Raw genomic sequence first — 14,649 nt, forward strand, 5'->3', positions numbered from 1 at the left:
CCCTCCCTTCGTTGCCGAGAATAACGCGGGACGGGCCCCCCGGCTCCAGCTCGCTCTAGGCGGGCGCGTGCTCGTCCAACCAGCGGCGGAAGAAGCCGGGATCGGGCAGGCCGGCCTGGTTCGCGACGACCTTGCCGTCCTTGAACAGAAACAGGGCCGGGACGCCGCGCACGCCATAGGTCTGGGCCAGGGCCGGCTCGGCGTCGACATCGACCTTCACGAAGCGGGCGCGGGGCTCCAGCTCGGCGGCCGAGCGGGCGAAGATCGGGGCGATGGCCTTGCACGGTCCGCACCAGGCCGCCCAGAAGTCGGCGACGACCGGGATCTGGCTGCCGGCCACGTGCTTGCGGAAGCGGGCGGTGGTCAGGTCGACCGGCTGGCCCGTGAACAGCGGCTGGGCGCAGCGACCGCACTTGGCCGCCTTGGCGTCACGCGCGGCCGGCAGGCGGTTGGTGGCGTCGCAGTGCGGGCAGACGATGTTGACGGTCTCGGCCATGGTGTTCCTTCGCGTCTCCCAACGGGCAGGGGAGGGGTTGGATGCACCTATGACGCCTGGGCCGGACTTCAAGCGGCGACCGTGAGTTCCTGCACCCGCTCGACGAGAGCGGCGGCCAGTTCGCCGGCGGGCTGGGTCCCGCCAACCTCATGGTTTTGTAAGATTGGTCAGGCCAGTTGTCTTGCATCGGGCCGCGGCGGGGCTGTACCGGCGGCCGGCTGGATCTTGCTTCCAGCCGCCCATCCCCAAGCTTCGACCCGGCCGAAATCGAACCGGTTAGATCTGGGAGCGGCGCGCCAGTTCGTTGCGGCGGGCGGCGACCTCGCTGCGGGCCTGCTGCATCGCATCGATCTCGGTGGCGGTCAGCAGGTTGTCGATCACCCGGCCCAGATGCTCGCGCATGGCGTTGCGGGCGGTCTTGGGATCGCGGGCCCTCAGAGCGGTGAGGATTTCCTGGTGGTCGTCGATCAACGGCCGCACGCCCACCTGGCGGGCGCGCTCCAACATCGCCCGGCACAGCGGCGACTTGTAGCGCAGGTCCCACAGGTTCTCGACCACGGTGACCAGGGCGCTGTTGCGGGTCGCGCGGGCGATGGTGACGTGGAACCGGCGGTCGGCCAGGTCGCCGCGCACGTCGTGTTCGTTCTCCTCGACCATGTCGTCGAGGATCCTTTCCAGATCGATCAGTTCCTGGTCGGTGATGGTGGTGGCGGCCAGGGCGCAGGATTCGCCCTCGATCAGGCGACGGGCCTCGGTCAGCTCGAAGGCGCCGATGTCCAGCTCGGGGGCGGGCGCCTCGGGGGCGGGGGCCTCGGTGACATAGACGCCCGAGCCGTGGCGGGCCTCGACCAGGCCGCGGATCTCCAGGGCGATCATCGCCTCGCGCACCGTCGGGCGGCTGACCTTGTATTCCTCGGCCAAGTCTCGCTCCGAGGGCAGGCGGTGTCCCGGCTGGAAGTCGCCTTCGCGGATCGATTCTGCGATCGCGTTGGCGACCTGCTGGTAGAGCTTGCGAGTTTCTGCGGTCGACGTGGTCATGCGACTTTCCCGTCCGGCGCGCATCGCCGGAACGCCGACAGCCTAAAGCATAGCGGCGAAAGACGCCACGACGCTCTGGCGCATCCGCAATATCTGGCCTATGGATTGGTCAGGCCACTTAAGCGATAAAGGTAGACCAACGCTCCATGCTCAAGATTGTCGACGCCAAGGTGATCGTCACCTGCCCTGGCCGCAACTTTGTCACCCTGAAGATCACCACGTCGGACGGCGTTACCGGCGTCGGCGACGCCACGCTCAACGGGCGGGAGCTGGCGGTGGTCAGCTATCTGCGCGACCACATGATCCCCTGCCTGATCGGCCGCGACGCCCATCGGATCGAGGACATCTGGCAGTTCTTCTACCGCGGCTCGTACTGGCGCGGCGGCCCGGTGGGCATGACGGCCCTGGCGGCGGTCGACATGGCGCTGTGGGACATCAAGGGCAAGGTCGCAGGCCTGCCGGTCTATCAGCTGCTGGGCGGCGCCTGCCGCGAGGGCGTCACGGTCTACGGCCACGCCAACGGCGAGACCATCGAGGACACCATCGCCGAGGCGGTGAAGTACAAGGGCCTCGGCTACAAGGCGATCCGCCTGCAGACCGGCGTGCCGGGCCTGGCGAGCACCTACGGGGTGTCCGGCGACAAGATGTTCTACGAGCCGGCCGACGCCGACCTGCCCACCGAGAACGTCTGGTCGACGGCCAAATATCTCAAGCACGCGCCCAAGCTGTTCGAGGCCGCGCGCGAGGCGCTGGGCGACGACGTCCACCTGCTGCATGATGTCCATCACCGCCTGACCCCAATCGAGGCGGCCCGCCTGGGCAAGGACCTGGAGCCGTACCGCTTATTCTGGCTGGAGGACGCGGTGCCGGCCGAGAACCAGGCCGGCTTCCGCCTGATGCGCCAGCACACCACCACCCCGCTGGCCGTCGGCGAGATCTTCAGCCACGTCTGGGACGCCAACATCCTGATCCAGGAGCAACTGATCGATTATCTGCGGGCCACCGTGCTGCACGCCGGCGGCATCACCAACCTGAAGAAGATCGCCGCCTTCGCCGACCTGCACCATGTCCGCACTGGCTGCCACGGCGCCACGGACCTCTCGCCGGTGACCATGGCCGCCGCCCTGCATTTCGACATGTCGATCCCGAACTTCGGCCTTCAGGAATACATGCGCCACACGCCGGAGACCGACGCGGTGTTCCCGCACGCCTACACCTTCAACGACGGCATGCTGCACCCCGGCGACAAGCCAGGCCTGGGCGTCGACATCGACGAGGCCCTGGCCGAGCAATATCCCTACCGGCGCGCCTACCTGCCAGTGAACCGGCTGGAGGACGGGACCATGTTCAACTGGTGACGCGTCGCCTTCGCGCCGTCTCGCGGCGGCGCGAAGGTCTGGCGTTCTAGGGAAGAAAAGAAGGCGAGCCTACTTCACCCGCGTCAAAATCAGCGTCTGGTCCGGCGGGCCGGGGCGGCCGTCGATGTCCTGTTCGACCAGCAGGGTGTCGGGGTCGGTGCGGGTGACCTTCATCGACTGATGGCGCACGTCCTTTTCGCCGTGGGTGGTGACGGTCACCGCGCTCTGGCCCACGCGCTGGACGCTGATCTTCACCAGGTTCAGGTTGACGACGGCCTGGGTCGGCGGGCCATCGAGCACGGCGTGGGCGAACTGCAGGGCGGCGACGCCGGCCTCGTCCACCTCCACAAGGGTCCAGGCCAGGGCCTTGCCGTCGTCGATGGTGACGTCCAACTCGCCGCTCAGCGGCGGGGGGCCGGTCAGGGCGACATTGAATTTCGAGCGCGGCAGGTCGATCGCCCAGCGTCCGGTCACGCCCATCGGGCCGCTGAATGGCTGGGCGCTGGCGGCGACAGGCAGGGCGGTCGCCAAGAGGACGGCGCCGACCAGGGCGGAAAGGGCGCGGATGCGCTGGCTCATGGGGTCGGCTCCGGATCAGGCCCGACGAGTCCGGGCGAACGCTGTGACGCCAGCTAATCTGGCCTCGCGCGCCCGCCCGATCAAGGAGTCCGCCTCGGCCGTCCTGCGGCCAAGCCCTAGAACGGCGAGAACTTCTCGACCAGGGCCTGGCCGCCCGGGGTCTTCTGGACGCGGCTGATGTCGCCGCGGCCGCCGTAGCTGATGCGGGCCTCGGCGATCTGGGTGTGCTTGATGGTGTTGGCCGAGGAGATGTCCTCGGGGCGCACGATGCCGGCCACGGTCAGCTGGCGCACCTCGGCGTTGGTGCGCACCTCTTGGGTGCCCTGGATCACCAGGTTGCCGTTGGGCATCACGCCCGAGACGACGGCGGCGATGGTCAGGCTGATCTTTTCCGAGCGGTTCACCGAGCCGGCGCCGGCGTTGGACGTGCCCGACTTGGTGTTGATCATGTTGGCCGGGTCGAAGCCGCCCGGCAGGACCTTCCCGAGGCTGGATTCCAGGCCCAGGAGGTTGGGCACGCCCAGCGAGCTGTTGGAGGCGCGCGAGGTGGCGGTCTGGTTCTTGGTGGTGGCGCTGTCGTCGATGTCGATGTTGACGGTCAGGATGTCGCCGACCTTGCTGGCGCGCTGGTCGTTGAAGAAGGCGCGAGCGCCCGTGCGCCACAGCGAGTTGGCCGAGGCCGGCTGGGGCATGGCGGCGTATTGCTGGGTCATCGGCGCCAGTTGGGCCGGATAGCCGACAGGGGCCAGTTCGGGACCCTTCACCGCTTCCTTGACGGTCGAGCAGGCGGCGAGCGGGGCGAGCAGCAGGAGAGCGGCGAGGGCGGGGCGCATCAGGTGTGACCTTCTCAGCGAGCGGCGTAGCGCAGCGTGTTGTTACGGTTGGCCCTCAAGCGCATCGCCTGCGGGCCGACGGCGGTCGAGCCGGGTCCGGTGACCACGGTCTCGATGATCTTCTTGCTGGCGGTGTTCTGGACCATCAGGCTTTCGCCGATCGCCCCCGCCGCCATGGCCTTGCCTTGCAAGGTCAGCGCCACGCCGTCGTCCTCGTAGGTGACTGCGACGATATCGCCCGCCTTGATGACCTGCGGGGTCGAGACGTCGCGCAGGCTGGCGACCGCGCCCTGGCGCAGCGGGCGCTTGACGGTCATGCCGATCAGGTCATCGGCGTCGCGCGGGGCGTCCGACGGGCCGGCGGCGGCCTTGATCCAGACCAGGTCCTCCGGCTGGACCATTTCGCCGGTTGCCAGGCTGCGGGCGTAGGCAAGAACTTCCACATTGCCGCGCGAGGCGCCGGCCAGGCCGCTGTCGGCGCCCTGGCGAACGATGATCCGGCGCAGGCCGGCGTCGTTGGACCAGTCCAGCCCGGCCCGGCGGGCGGCGATCTGCACCGCGCCGGCGTCGAGCACCGCCGAGGGGCCCACGCGGGTGGCGACGACCACGCCGGCCGCCGCGCCCGCCCCGTCGAACAGTTCGCCCAGGGTGATCTTGCCGTCGGCGTCGGTGGTGTCGGACCGCAGGGACACACCCTGGCCGGCCAGGGCCGGGGTGGCGATCAGCAGGGCGGCGAGGGAGAGGGCGCCAAAGGAAAAAGTCGGGGCTTTCATGAGCTTACGACCTCAGGTTCGACGTGGCTTGGAGCATCTGGTCGGCCGTGGTGATGACCTTGGAGTTCATCTCGTAGGCGCGCTGGGCGACGATCAGGGCGGTGATTTCGCTGACCGAGTCGACGTTCGAGGCTTCGGTGTAGTTCTGCAGCAGGGTGCCGAAGCCGGGCTGGCCGGGGGCGGCGATGTTGGCCGCGCCCGAGGCCGCGGTCTCCATGAACATGTTGTCGCCGATGGCTTCCAGCCCGCCTTCGTTCATGAAGTTGGCCAGTTCGATCTGGCCGACCGTCTGCGGGGTCGGGTCGCCGTCCAGCTTCACCTGCACCAGGCCGGTCTTGCTGATGGTGGTCGAGACGGCGTTCTGCGGGATCGTGATGCCCGGCTGGACGGTGTAGCCGTCCTCGGTGACGATCTGGCCCTGGTCGTTGGTCGAGAAGTTGCCGGCGCGGGTGTAGGCGGTCTCGCCCGAGGGCAGCAGGATCTGCAGGAAGCCCTTGCCCTGGATGGCCACGTCGAACTCGTTGTTCGTCATGGTCGGCGTGCCCTGCTCGTGGATGCGGTAGACCGAGCCGGCCTTGACGCCGCCGCCGATCTGCACGCCGGTCGGCACCACGTTGCCGTCGCCCGACGACTGCGAGCCGGCCCGCTCGATCGTCTGGTAGATCAGGTCCTGGAACTCGGCCCGCTGGCGCTTGAAGCCGACGGTGTTCATGTTGGCGATGTTGTTGGAGATGACCTCGACGTTCAGCTGTTGGGCCGACATGCCGGTCGCGGCGGTGCGAAGCGCTTGCATCGTTCAGTTATCCCTTACTGGACCTTGCCCATCCGCTCGACGGCGGACCGGGACAGTTCCGAGGTTTGATCCATCATCTTGGCCACGCTCTCGTAGGCGCGGCTGACCTCGATCAGCTTGGTGATCTGGGTGATCGATTGGACGTTGGAGGCTTCCAGCATGCCCTGGTGGATCGCGGCGTCCGGGGCGGCCTGGGGGGTGTCGTTGGTGGTGTTGCGATAGAGGTTGTCGCCGTCCTTGCGGAAGCTGGCCAAGTCCGTCGGGCGCACCACGGCGATCTTGCCGGCGCGTTCGGCGCCCTGGCTGACCGTGCCGTCGCGAGCGATGGTGACCGGGCCCTTCAGCGGGTCCAGCAGGATCTCGCCGCCGCCGTCGTCCAGCACGGCCTGGCCGTTCTGGGTGACCAGCTTGCCCTCGGGGTTCATGGTGAAGCGGCCGTCGCGGGTGTAGCGCTCGCCGCCGGCGGTGGAGACCTTGAAGAAGCCCTGGCCTTCCAGGGCCAGGTCGAAGTCGCCGCCCGTCTGGGTCAGGGCGCCCTGGCCGAAGTCGCGCGCCACGCCGTCGTCCAGCACGAACTTCACGGGGTTGGCGCCACCGGCGGTGCGGGCCGGTTTCGCCGGCTCGGTGCGGACCATCAGCTCCTCGACCTTGAAACCGGTCGTGTTGGCGTTGGCGATATTGTTGGCCACGATGTCGAGTTCGCGGCGCAGGGTCATCTGCCGCGAAAGTCCCACATACAGTGCGTTGTCCATGACCGGTTACCGAGACGGCTGGCGCGACAAATGCGCCGTAAGTCCGCAAGCAACCCTCGTGCCAACTCGAAAAAGCCAGTAATTTCAACGAAAAGAAAGGTTAACGGGGCGGCGACGGCGGAGTCTGCCGGGCAGATTCAGCCTGCGGCGAAATGGCCTTCAAAAGACATCGTTAACCATGCTCCACGCATGAGTAGATCCATAGATTCCAAGGAACCGCGCGCGTGGCCAACAAACCCCCCAAGGACGCTCCCGCCCCGGAAGGCGAAGAGGGCGCCGCCGAGGGCGAAGCTCCGGCTAAGAAGAAGCCGCCGATGATGATCATCATCGCGGCCGCGGCGGCCGTCGTGCTGGTCGGCGGCGGGGTGACCACGTTCCTGCTCCTCAAGCCCAAGCCCGACGCCCACGGCGAAGCGGGCCACGAAAAGCCGAAGAAGAAAGAAAAGAAGAAGGAAGAGAAGGGCGGTCACGGCGGTGGCGGCGAGGGCGCCGCGCCCGTGGCCGGCGCGCCGGTGATCAAGGAAGGCCCCGACGGCGTGGTGTTCTACACCCTGCCCGACATCGTGGTGAACATGCAGGCCGCCGACGGCAAGTCGACCTTCCTGAAGCTGAAGCTGACCTTCGAACTGCCCGACGAGGAGACGGCCGAGGCCCTGACGCCGAATCTCCCGCGTCTGCAGGACATGTTCCAGACCTTCCTGCGCGAACTGCGCCCGGAAGACCTCAATGGCAGCCAGGGCAGCTATCAGCTGCGCGCCGAGCTGCTGCGTCGCGTTAATCTGGTCGCCGCGCCCTCCAAGGTGAACGCGGTGCTGATCGAGGAGATGCTGATCAACTAGCCTTCGGGCTGGCTGAGGCGAACCGACATGGCGGAAGAAATCGACGATCAGGCCGCGATGGCCCAGTGGGCCTCGGAGAACCCGCCGAACGAGTTCGGCGGCGAGGCGGGCGCCAACGAGTTTGGCGACTTCAGCGGCGGCATGGGCGGCTGGGACGATGGCGGCGGCGACGGCATGGGCGCCGAGCGCATCCTGAACCAGGACGAGATCGACAGCCTGCTGGGCTTCGACATGTCCGGCGACGGCAACGACGACCGCACCGGCATCCGCGCGATCATCAATTCGGCCCTGGTCTCGTACGAGCGCCTGCCGATGCTGGAAATCGTCTTCGACCGCCTGGTGCGGTTGATGACCACCAGCTTGCGCAACTTCACCTCCGACAACGTCGAGGTCAGCCTCGACAACATCAGCTCGATCCGCTTCGGCGACTATCTGAACTCGATCCCGCTGCCGGCCATCCTGGCGGTGTTCCGGGCCGAGGAACTGGACAATTACGGTCTGCTGACGGTCGACTCCAACCTGATCTACTCGATCGTCGACGTGCTGCTGGGCGGCCGTCGCGGCACCGCGGCCATGCGCATCGAGGGGCGGCCCTACACCACCATCGAGCGGGTGCTGGTGCAGCGGATGGTCGAGGTGGTGCTGCACGACGCCAAGGCGGCGTTCGAGCCCCTGCATCCGGTGTCGTTCAGCCTGGACCGCCTGGAGACCAATCCGCGCTTCGCCGCCATCGCCCGGCCGGCCAACGCCGCGATTCTGGTCAAGCTTCGCATCGACATGGAAGACCGCGGCGGCAGAATCGAGCTTCTGCTGCCTTATGCAACCCTCGAACCCATCCGAAAGATGCTGCTGCAGCAGTTCATGGGCGAGAAGTTCGGCCGCGACAACATCTGGGAAGGCCACTTGGCCACCGAGCTCTGGACCACCCAGATGGAGGTGCGCGCGGTGCTCGACGAGCAGCAACTGCCGCTCAGCAAGGTGCTGAACCTGCAGGTGGGCGACACCCTGATGCTGAACGCCACGCCCGACAGCCCGGTGGAATTGCGCGCCGGCTCCATCCCGCTGACCCGCGGGCGCATGGGCCGCCGCAACCACTCGATCGCCGTGCGCGCCGACGCGCCCCTGAGCATGGCGGCCAAGAAGGCGGTTCAGAAGCTGAAATGAGCGTGACGGCCATCGCCCTCAACGGTTTCCTGGCGGTGCTGCTGCTGGTGGCGCTCGGCGTCGGCTGGCGGCTGGAGCGCCGGCTGAAGGCGCTGCGCGACAGCCACGAGGGCTTCGCCAAGGCCGTGGCCGATCTCGACCGCGCCGCGATGCGCGCCGAACAGGGCCTGGCCGACCTGCGCGCGGCGACCGACGAGGCCGCCGACACCCTGGCCGACCGCATTTCCAAGGCCCAGGCCCTGGCCGCCCAGCTGGACGAGCGCCTGAACCGGCCGATGGTCACACCGCCGCCGGCCGCCCGACCTGTCGCCGAGCCGCGCGCGGCCGAGCCCCGCGCCGTCCCGCGTCCGATGCGCGCACCCGAGCCGGAACTTCCGCCGGAAACCCCGCGCCGCCTGCGGGCCGAGGACTTCGAGAAGCTCCTGGACCGCGAAGCTCGCATCCCCCGCGACGCCCCGCCGCCTTCCGCCGCGCGGCCTTCGGCGCCAAAGGAAACCCCGCGTTCACGGGCGCGGATAGATGATGACCTGTTCGAGGGCCCGGAAGATCCGCCGCGGCCCGGTTCGACCTTTAGGGGCCGTCGATGAAAAACGTTCCGCGCATCCTGCCGATCGTCGGGGTCGCCGTGGTCGGCGTGCTCGCCGTCAACGCCCTGGCCGGCGCCAAGTCGGTTCCGGACCTGCTGAGCGGCGCCAAGGCCTTCGCCGAAGGCGTGGCCAAGCCTGGGGCCGACAAGGCCGCCTCGGCCGCCGACGCCGGCAAGGACGCCGCCGCCAAAGCGCCGCCGCTGGTCTGCGCGCCGTCGTCCAGCGACCTAGCCAAGGAAGCCGGCCTGTCGCCGGCCGAGCTGCGCGTGCTGCAGAGCCTGGGCCAGCGCCGCGGCCAGTTGGATCAGCGCGAGCAGGACATCGACGTCCAGCTGCAGTTGCTGGCCGCCGCCGAGGCCAAGCTGGACGCCAAGATGAAGGCGCTGAACGGCATGAAGGGCGAGATCCAGGGCCTGCTGGGCCAGGCCGACGCCCAGAAGGAGGCCGAGGCCATGCGCATGGTCACGGTCTATTCGGCCATGAAGCCCAAGGACGCCGCCGCCCGCATGAGCGTGCTGGACGACAGCGTGCGCCTGCCGATCGCCGCCAAGATGAAGGAGCGCACGCTCTCGATGATCCTGGCCAACATGTCGCCCGGCGACGCCAAGATCCTGACCGAGCGCCTGGCCAACCGCCTGTCGGCCGACGCCATCGCCAAGCAGCGCGCCGCCCTGGCCGCCGCCGACAAGCCCGCCGCCGATCCTACCGCCCAGGCCGCCGCCGCGCCGCTGGCCGGCGCGAGTCCCGAGGTCGGCAAGGCCGGCGGCAAGAAGGCCGGCTAGGCCGGGAGCGAAGGCGGGGGCATGAAGCTGGGTGGGATCCTGAGATCGACCGTCGCGGCGATCTGCATCCTCGGGGTCGCGGCCCCGACGGTGTCGATCTCGGCCGCGCCGCGTCATGTCTCCAGGCCCGCGCCCCGCAAGGCCGCCGCGCCGCGTCCCGCCGCTTCGGCGGGTCTCCAGGTCCGCATCGCCCAGGCGCCCGACTTCACGCGCCTGGAGTTCCCGGGTTCGCGCGGCATGCAGGCGCGTCGCGAAGGGACCGCCGTGGTGTTGCGCTTTCCCCGCGACGCCAACCCAAATCTCTCGCAGCTGAACGTCGGCCCGCCGCGCTGGGTCAAGGGCGCCCAGGCGCGCCATGTCGGCGGCGTGGTCGAGATCGTAGTCGCCCTGAGCGACGACGCCGACTTCCGGGCCGGCAACGCCGACGGCGACGACTTCATCAACCTGTTCGCCCGCCCGATCGCCGCGCCGACCCCCGCGCCCGCCGCGGCCGTGGTCGCCCGGCGTCCCAACCCGATGCCGGCCGGCGGCGTGGTTCCGGTCCGCTTCTCCAAGGTCTCGGGCCAGGTGCAGCTCAGCTTCGACTGGGCCAATCCGGCCGGGGCCGCCGTGTTTCGGCGCGGCGAGGCTGTCTGGGTGGTGTTCGACGCCCCGGCTCGGCTGGACATCGGCAAACTGCCGGCCAGCACGCCGCAGTACCGCAACATCCAGGCCTTCAAGGGTCCCGACTATGCGGCGTTGCGCATCAGCACCCCGCAGGGCGCGCCGTTCTACGCCGACGGCGTCGGCTCCAACTGGACGATCGCCCTGGGCGCGGGGAGCCAGGATTCGCCGGACATGGTCCGCGTGGCGCGCGACGACAACGCCAGCCCCGCCACCTTGACCGCCAACGTGGCGGGCGCGACCAGGATCGCCTGGGTCAGCGACCCGGCGGTCGGCGACCGCATCGCCGTCGCCACCGCCCTGGCGCCGTCCAAGGGCCTGCCCTCGCGCCGCGACTATGTCGAGATGGCCCTGCTGCAGTCGGCCACCGGTCTGGCGGTGGAAAGCTATTCCGGCGACCTGCAGGTCGTCGCCGACGGCGACATCGTCCGCATCGGCCGGCCCAAGGGCCTGCTGCTCTCTTCGTCGTCCAGCGGCCAGGCCCAGGCCGACGCCGGGGCCGGCGCGCCCCAGGCCATGGCCATGCCGGCCCTGATCGATCCCGAGCACTGGTCCAAGACCGGTTCGGGCGGCTTCATGGCCCGCTACGATGCTCTGCTGGGCGCGATCCCGGCGGCTGGCGGCGCCGACGGCAAGGGCGACGACACGGCCGCCCGCATGGCCCTGGCCCGCTTCCTGGTCGGCTCCAACCTGTCGTTCGAGGCGATCGGCGTGCTCAACGCCGCCGGCCGCGCCCACCAGACCCTGATGGGCGACGGCGAGTTCCGCGGCCTGCGCGGCGTGGCCAAGGTGCTGGCGCGCCGCTACGCCGAGGCCGAAACCGACTTCGCCTCGCCGGTGCTGAGCGACGACCCGTCGGCCGCGATGTGGCGGGGCTACATCGCCAGCAAGAGCGGTCAGTGGGGCGACGCCAACCAGCGCTTCACCGAAGGCGCCCGCGCGCTGAACATGTTCCCGGCCCTGTGGCAGGCCCGGTTCCTGGGCGCCCAGGCCGAGGCGGCCGTCGGCCTCGGCGCGCCCGAGAACGCCATTCGCCTGGTCAATCAGGCCCTGAAGCTGCCGAACATCCCGGTCGAGGATCAGCTGGAGCTGCGCCTGACCCTGGCCAAGGCCTTCGAGGCCGGCCACGACGTCCGCGCCCTGCCGGTGTTCCAGGCCATCTCCCGCTGCGGCATCGACCGCCTGGCCGCGCCGGCCACCCTGCACGCCATCCAACTGCGCCTGGCCAAGAACCAGATCAGCGCCGACATCGCCGCCAAGGGCCTGGACGCCCTGCGCTTCCGCTGGCGCGGCGACGGGGTCGAGCTGGACACCATCCGCGCGCTGGGCCAGCTGCAGATCAAGCAGGGCCGCTATCGCGAAGCGCTGGAAGTGCTGCACTCGGCCAGCAACGTGCAGTCCGACCTGCCGCAGGCCGTCGCCCTGCGCAACGACCTCAACACCGCCTTCCGCAGCCTGTTCCTCGACGGCCTGGCCGACGGCATGCAGCCGATCCAGGCGGTGGGCCTGTTCTACGACTTCCAGGACCTGACCCCGATCGGCGCCGACGGCGATCAGATGGTCCGCAACCTGGTGCGCCGTCTGGTCGACGTCGACCTGCTGGACGAAGCCGCCAAGCTGCTGAAGTACCAGGTCGACAACCGCCTGAACGGCGTGCCCAAGGCACAGGTGGCCACGGACTTGGCCTGGATCTATCTGATGGACCGCAAGCCCGAGAGCGCGCTGGACACCATCAACGCCACCCGCACCACGATCCTGCCGCCAGCCCTGAACGCAGAGCGCCGCCTGGCCACCGCCCGCGCCCTGATGGGCCTGGGCCGCTACGACGCCGCTCTGGAGGTGATCGAGAGCGACAAGGGCCGCGACGCCGAGGACGTCCGCGCCGAGATCGCCTGGAAGCAGCATGCCTGGCCCCAGGCCGGCGCACTGTACGAACGCGCCCTGGCCGACCGCTGGAAGACGCCGGGGATCCTGAGCCCGGCCGATGAGTCCAAGTTGCTGCGTTCGGCGGTGGCCTTCAGCCTGGCCGATGACGACGCCGCGCTGGGCCGCCTGCGCCAGCGCTATGGCGGTTTCGTCGACGGCGCGCGCAACCCCGACGGCCTGCGCGTGGCCCTGGCCGGCGCCGATCCGGGCAGCGTGTCTGGCGCCGACTTCAGCAAGGTCACCGCCGACAACGAGGCCTTCAACGGCTGGGTGGCCAAGATGAAGGACCGCTTCAGAGCCCAGGCGAGCGGCTAGGACGCCCGAGCGTCGGCCCGCGCCAAATCGCGAGCCGGGTCGAATCTTTCTTCCAATCCTGCCCATGCGGTCGCCATTTGCGGCGCGGCCGCGTTTCGCCCGGTCAGGCGGTGAACCTTCGCGCACGAAAAGCGATTGGTCTGCTGGCGGCGTCGACCCAAACGCCTTAGTTAGACGCCGCGCGCGGTCCCGTCGGGACGTCGACACGAGACGTTTCCGGGGGCCGCTTGCATTGCTCCGACGGGCGTGTCATGACAACGTTGTCATAGGGTGGAAGCTTTGGCCAAAGAAACGAACGACGACCAAGTGGGTCGCGAAGTGCTGGTTCTGCTGGGTGGCGCGGGCGACCTGGCCCTGCGCATGCTGCTGCCTTCGCTGTACTTTCTCGAGGTCGACCGCCTGCTGCCGCACGATCTGCGGATCATCGGCCTGGCCCGGCACGACCATGACGCCGACAGCTATCGCAAGCTGGTGCGTGAACAACTGGGCAAACGGGCGACGGTCGAGGAAGCGGCGTGGAATCGCCTGGCCGCCCGCCTGGACTACCTGTCGGTCGACATCACCAAGGAAGAGGGCGCCAAGGCCCTGGCCGCCAAGGTCGGCCAGCACGGCGACCTCGTCGTCTATTTCGCCCTGTCGCCCAGCCTCTACGGCTCGGTCTGCACCGCCCTGCAGTCGGCCGGTCTGACGGGCCCGAAGACCCGCCTGGTGCTGGAAAAGCCGATCGGCAAGGATTTCGCCAGCTCGTGCGTGATCAACGGCGCGGTCGGCGCGGTGGTCGACGAGAGCCAGATCTTCCGCATCGACCATTATCTGGGCAAGGAGACCGTCCAGAACCTGACCGCCCTGCGCTTCGGCAACGTGCTGTTCGAGCCCCTGTGGGACAACAAGCACATCGACCACGTACAGATCACCATCGCCGAGACCGAGAAGGTCGGCGAGCGCTGGCCCTATTACGACGAGTACGGCGCTCTGCGCGACATGCTGCAGAACCACCTGCTGCAGTTGCTGTGCCTAGTGGCCATGGAGGCTCCGTCGGGCTTCGATCCGGACGCGGTCCGCGACGAGAAGGTCAAGGTGCTGCGCAGCCTGCGCCCCTTCACCAAGGCCAATGTCGCCCATGACACCGTGCGCGGTCAGTACGTAGCCGGCGTGGTCGAGGGCACGGCGCGCGAGGGCTATCTGGAAGAGGTCGGCAAGCCCTCCAGGACCGAGACCTTCGTGGCCATGAAGGTCGACATCGACAATTGGCGCTGGGCTGGCGTGCCCTTCTTCCTGCGCACCGGCAAGAACCTGCCCGACCGCCGCACCCAGATCGTCGTGCAGTTCAAGCCCGTGCCGCACAACATCTTCGGGGCCGCCGCCCAGGCCGAGACCAAGGCCAACCGCCTGGTCATCGACCTGCAGCCGGACGAGGACATCTCGCTGACCGTGATGACCAAGCGTCCGGGCCTGTCTGAGGAGGGCATGCGGCTGCAGTCCCTGCCGCTGTCCCTGGCCATGAGCGCGGCCGGCGGCCGCCGCCGCATCGCCTACGAGAAGCTGCTGCTGGACGTGTTCCGCGGCGACCGCACCCTGTTCGTGCGCCGCGACGAGGTCGAGCAGGCCTGGAAGTTCGTGGACGGCGTCTCGGCCGCCTGGGCCGAGGCCAAGATCGAGCCCGCGCCTTACGCCGCCGGCACCTGGGGGCCGCACAGCGCCACGGCGCTGATCTCGCCCCAGGGCCGGGCCTGGAACGAATAGGCGTGGCG

Annotated in this window: 14 protein-coding genes; 7 read left to right on the forward strand and 7 right to left on the reverse strand. The window is 69.0% G+C overall.

Translation table 11 applies throughout. The annotated features are described in order from the left end of the window. Positions 1-55: 55 nt before the first annotated feature. Positions 56-496, reverse strand: coding sequence for a thioredoxin TrxC (gene trxC / locus BM066_RS10125; protein ID WP_089927001.1), 441 nt, complete (start codon positions 494-496; stop codon positions 56-58). A gap of 276 nt (positions 497-772) precedes the next feature. Continuing rightward, positions 773-1,534, reverse strand: a complete 762-nt coding sequence (locus tag BM066_RS10130; protein ID WP_089927005.1) for a FadR/GntR family transcriptional regulator — start codon at positions 1,532-1,534, stop codon at positions 773-775. A 146-nt stretch (positions 1,535-1,680) separates the two neighbouring features. On the opposite strand from BM066_RS10130, the gene manD reads away from it, so the two are divergent. After that, a complete protein-coding gene (gene manD / locus BM066_RS10135) occupies positions 1,681-2,892 on the forward strand; it encodes a D-mannonate dehydratase ManD (protein WP_089927008.1) in 1,212 nt (403 codons plus the stop codon). Between the two features lie 69 nt (positions 2,893-2,961). Here the strand turns inward: manD and BM066_RS10140 are convergent, their stop codons facing one another. The 5 genes from BM066_RS10140 to flgF form a co-directional block, all read right to left on the reverse strand. Continuing rightward, the gene (locus tag BM066_RS10140; RefSeq protein ID WP_089927011.1) at positions 2,962-3,471 is read right to left on the reverse strand and encodes a hypothetical protein; all 510 of its coding nucleotides are present in this window, start codon (positions 3,469-3,471) and stop codon (positions 2,962-2,964) included. Positions 3,472-3,587: 116 nt separating this feature from the next. Further along, on the reverse strand, positions 3,588-4,307 hold the full coding sequence (flgH, locus tag BM066_RS10145) for a flagellar basal body L-ring protein FlgH (RefSeq protein ID WP_089927015.1): 720 nt from the start codon (positions 4,305-4,307) through the stop codon (positions 3,588-3,590). Between the two features lie 11 nt (positions 4,308-4,318). Beyond that, entirely contained in the window at positions 4,319-5,077 is a 759-nt protein-coding gene (gene flgA / locus BM066_RS10150; protein WP_089927018.1) for a flagellar basal body P-ring formation chaperone FlgA, read from the reverse strand. Positions 5,078-5,081: 4 nt separating this feature from the next. Further along, positions 5,082-5,870 (reverse strand): flagellar basal-body rod protein FlgG, encoded by a 789-nt coding sequence (gene flgG, locus BM066_RS10155; RefSeq protein WP_089927021.1) that lies wholly within the window; start codon positions 5,868-5,870, stop codon positions 5,082-5,084. Positions 5,871-5,884: 14 nt separating this feature from the next. Next, positions 5,885-6,622: a flagellar basal-body rod protein FlgF gene (gene flgF / locus BM066_RS10160; RefSeq protein ID WP_089927025.1), complete on the reverse strand. Its 738-nt coding sequence runs from the start codon at positions 6,620-6,622 to the stop codon at positions 5,885-5,887. A 224-nt stretch (positions 6,623-6,846) separates the two neighbouring features. Between flgF and fliL the strand changes: the two genes are divergently transcribed. From fliL to zwf, 6 genes are all read left to right on the forward strand, one after another. Further along, on the forward strand, positions 6,847-7,461 hold the full coding sequence (fliL, locus tag BM066_RS10165; RefSeq protein ID WP_089927028.1) for a flagellar basal body-associated protein FliL: 615 nt from the start codon (positions 6,847-6,849) through the stop codon (positions 7,459-7,461). 27 nt (positions 7,462-7,488) lie between these two features. Beyond that, positions 7,489-8,625: a flagellar motor switch protein FliM gene (fliM, locus tag BM066_RS10170; protein ID WP_089927031.1), complete on the forward strand. Its 1,137-nt coding sequence runs from the start codon at positions 7,489-7,491 to the stop codon at positions 8,623-8,625. Continuing rightward, a complete protein-coding gene (locus tag BM066_RS10175; protein WP_089927034.1) occupies positions 8,622-9,212 on the forward strand; it encodes a DUF6468 domain-containing protein in 591 nt (196 codons plus the stop codon). Before fliM ends, BM066_RS10175 begins: the two co-directional genes overlap by 4 nt. Then, positions 9,209-9,994, forward strand: a complete 786-nt coding sequence (locus BM066_RS10180) for a MotE family protein (protein ID WP_089927038.1) — start codon at positions 9,209-9,211, stop codon at positions 9,992-9,994. Before BM066_RS10175 ends, BM066_RS10180 begins: the two co-directional genes overlap by 4 nt. 21 nt (positions 9,995-10,015) lie before the next feature. Then, a complete protein-coding gene (locus BM066_RS10185; RefSeq protein ID WP_089927041.1) occupies positions 10,016-12,898 on the forward strand; it encodes a tetratricopeptide repeat protein in 2,883 nt (960 codons plus the stop codon). Between the two features lie 279 nt (positions 12,899-13,177). Continuing rightward, complete coding sequence (zwf, locus tag BM066_RS10190) at positions 13,178-14,641, forward strand: glucose-6-phosphate dehydrogenase (RefSeq protein WP_089927044.1); 1,464 nt, start codon at positions 13,178-13,180, stop codon at positions 14,639-14,641. Positions 14,642-14,649: the final 8 nt, after the last annotated feature.

This window comes from Caulobacter sp. UNC279MFTsu5.1, from assembly GCF_900114015.1.
Classification (GTDB): domain Bacteria; phylum Pseudomonadota; class Alphaproteobacteria; order Caulobacterales; family Caulobacteraceae; genus Caulobacter.

Excerpts from the sequence above, each read along its gene's own strand:
- trxC (WP_089927001.1), bottom strand. The coding sequence starts at position 496 with ATGGCCGAGACCGTCAACATCGTCTGCCCGCACTGCGACGCCACCAAC.
- BM066_RS10130 (WP_089927005.1), bottom strand. The coding sequence starts at position 1,534 with ATGACCACGTCGACCGCAGAAACTCGCAAGCTCTACCAGCAGGTCGCC.
- manD (WP_089927008.1), top strand. The coding sequence starts at position 1,681 with ATGCTCAAGATTGTCGACGCCAAGGTGATCGTCACCTGCCCTGGCCGC.
- BM066_RS10140 (WP_089927011.1), bottom strand. The coding sequence starts at position 3,471 with ATGAGCCAGCGCATCCGCGCCCTTTCCGCCCTGGTCGGCGCCGTCCTC.
- flgA (WP_089927018.1), bottom strand. The coding sequence starts at position 5,077 with ATGAAAGCCCCGACTTTTTCCTTTGGCGCCCTCTCCCTCGCCGCCCTG.
- flgG (WP_089927021.1), bottom strand. The coding sequence starts at position 5,870 with ATGCAAGCGCTTCGCACCGCCGCGACCGGCATGTCGGCCCAACAGCTG.
- flgF (WP_089927025.1), bottom strand. The coding sequence starts at position 6,622 with ATGGACAACGCACTGTATGTGGGACTTTCGCGGCAGATGACCCTGCGC.
- fliM (WP_089927031.1), top strand. The coding sequence starts at position 7,489 with ATGGCGGAAGAAATCGACGATCAGGCCGCGATGGCCCAGTGGGCCTCG.
- BM066_RS10175 (WP_089927034.1), top strand. The coding sequence starts at position 8,622 with ATGAGCGTGACGGCCATCGCCCTCAACGGTTTCCTGGCGGTGCTGCTG.
- BM066_RS10180 (WP_089927038.1), top strand. The coding sequence starts at position 9,209 with ATGAAAAACGTTCCGCGCATCCTGCCGATCGTCGGGGTCGCCGTGGTC.
- BM066_RS10185 (WP_089927041.1), top strand. The coding sequence starts at position 10,016 with ATGAAGCTGGGTGGGATCCTGAGATCGACCGTCGCGGCGATCTGCATC.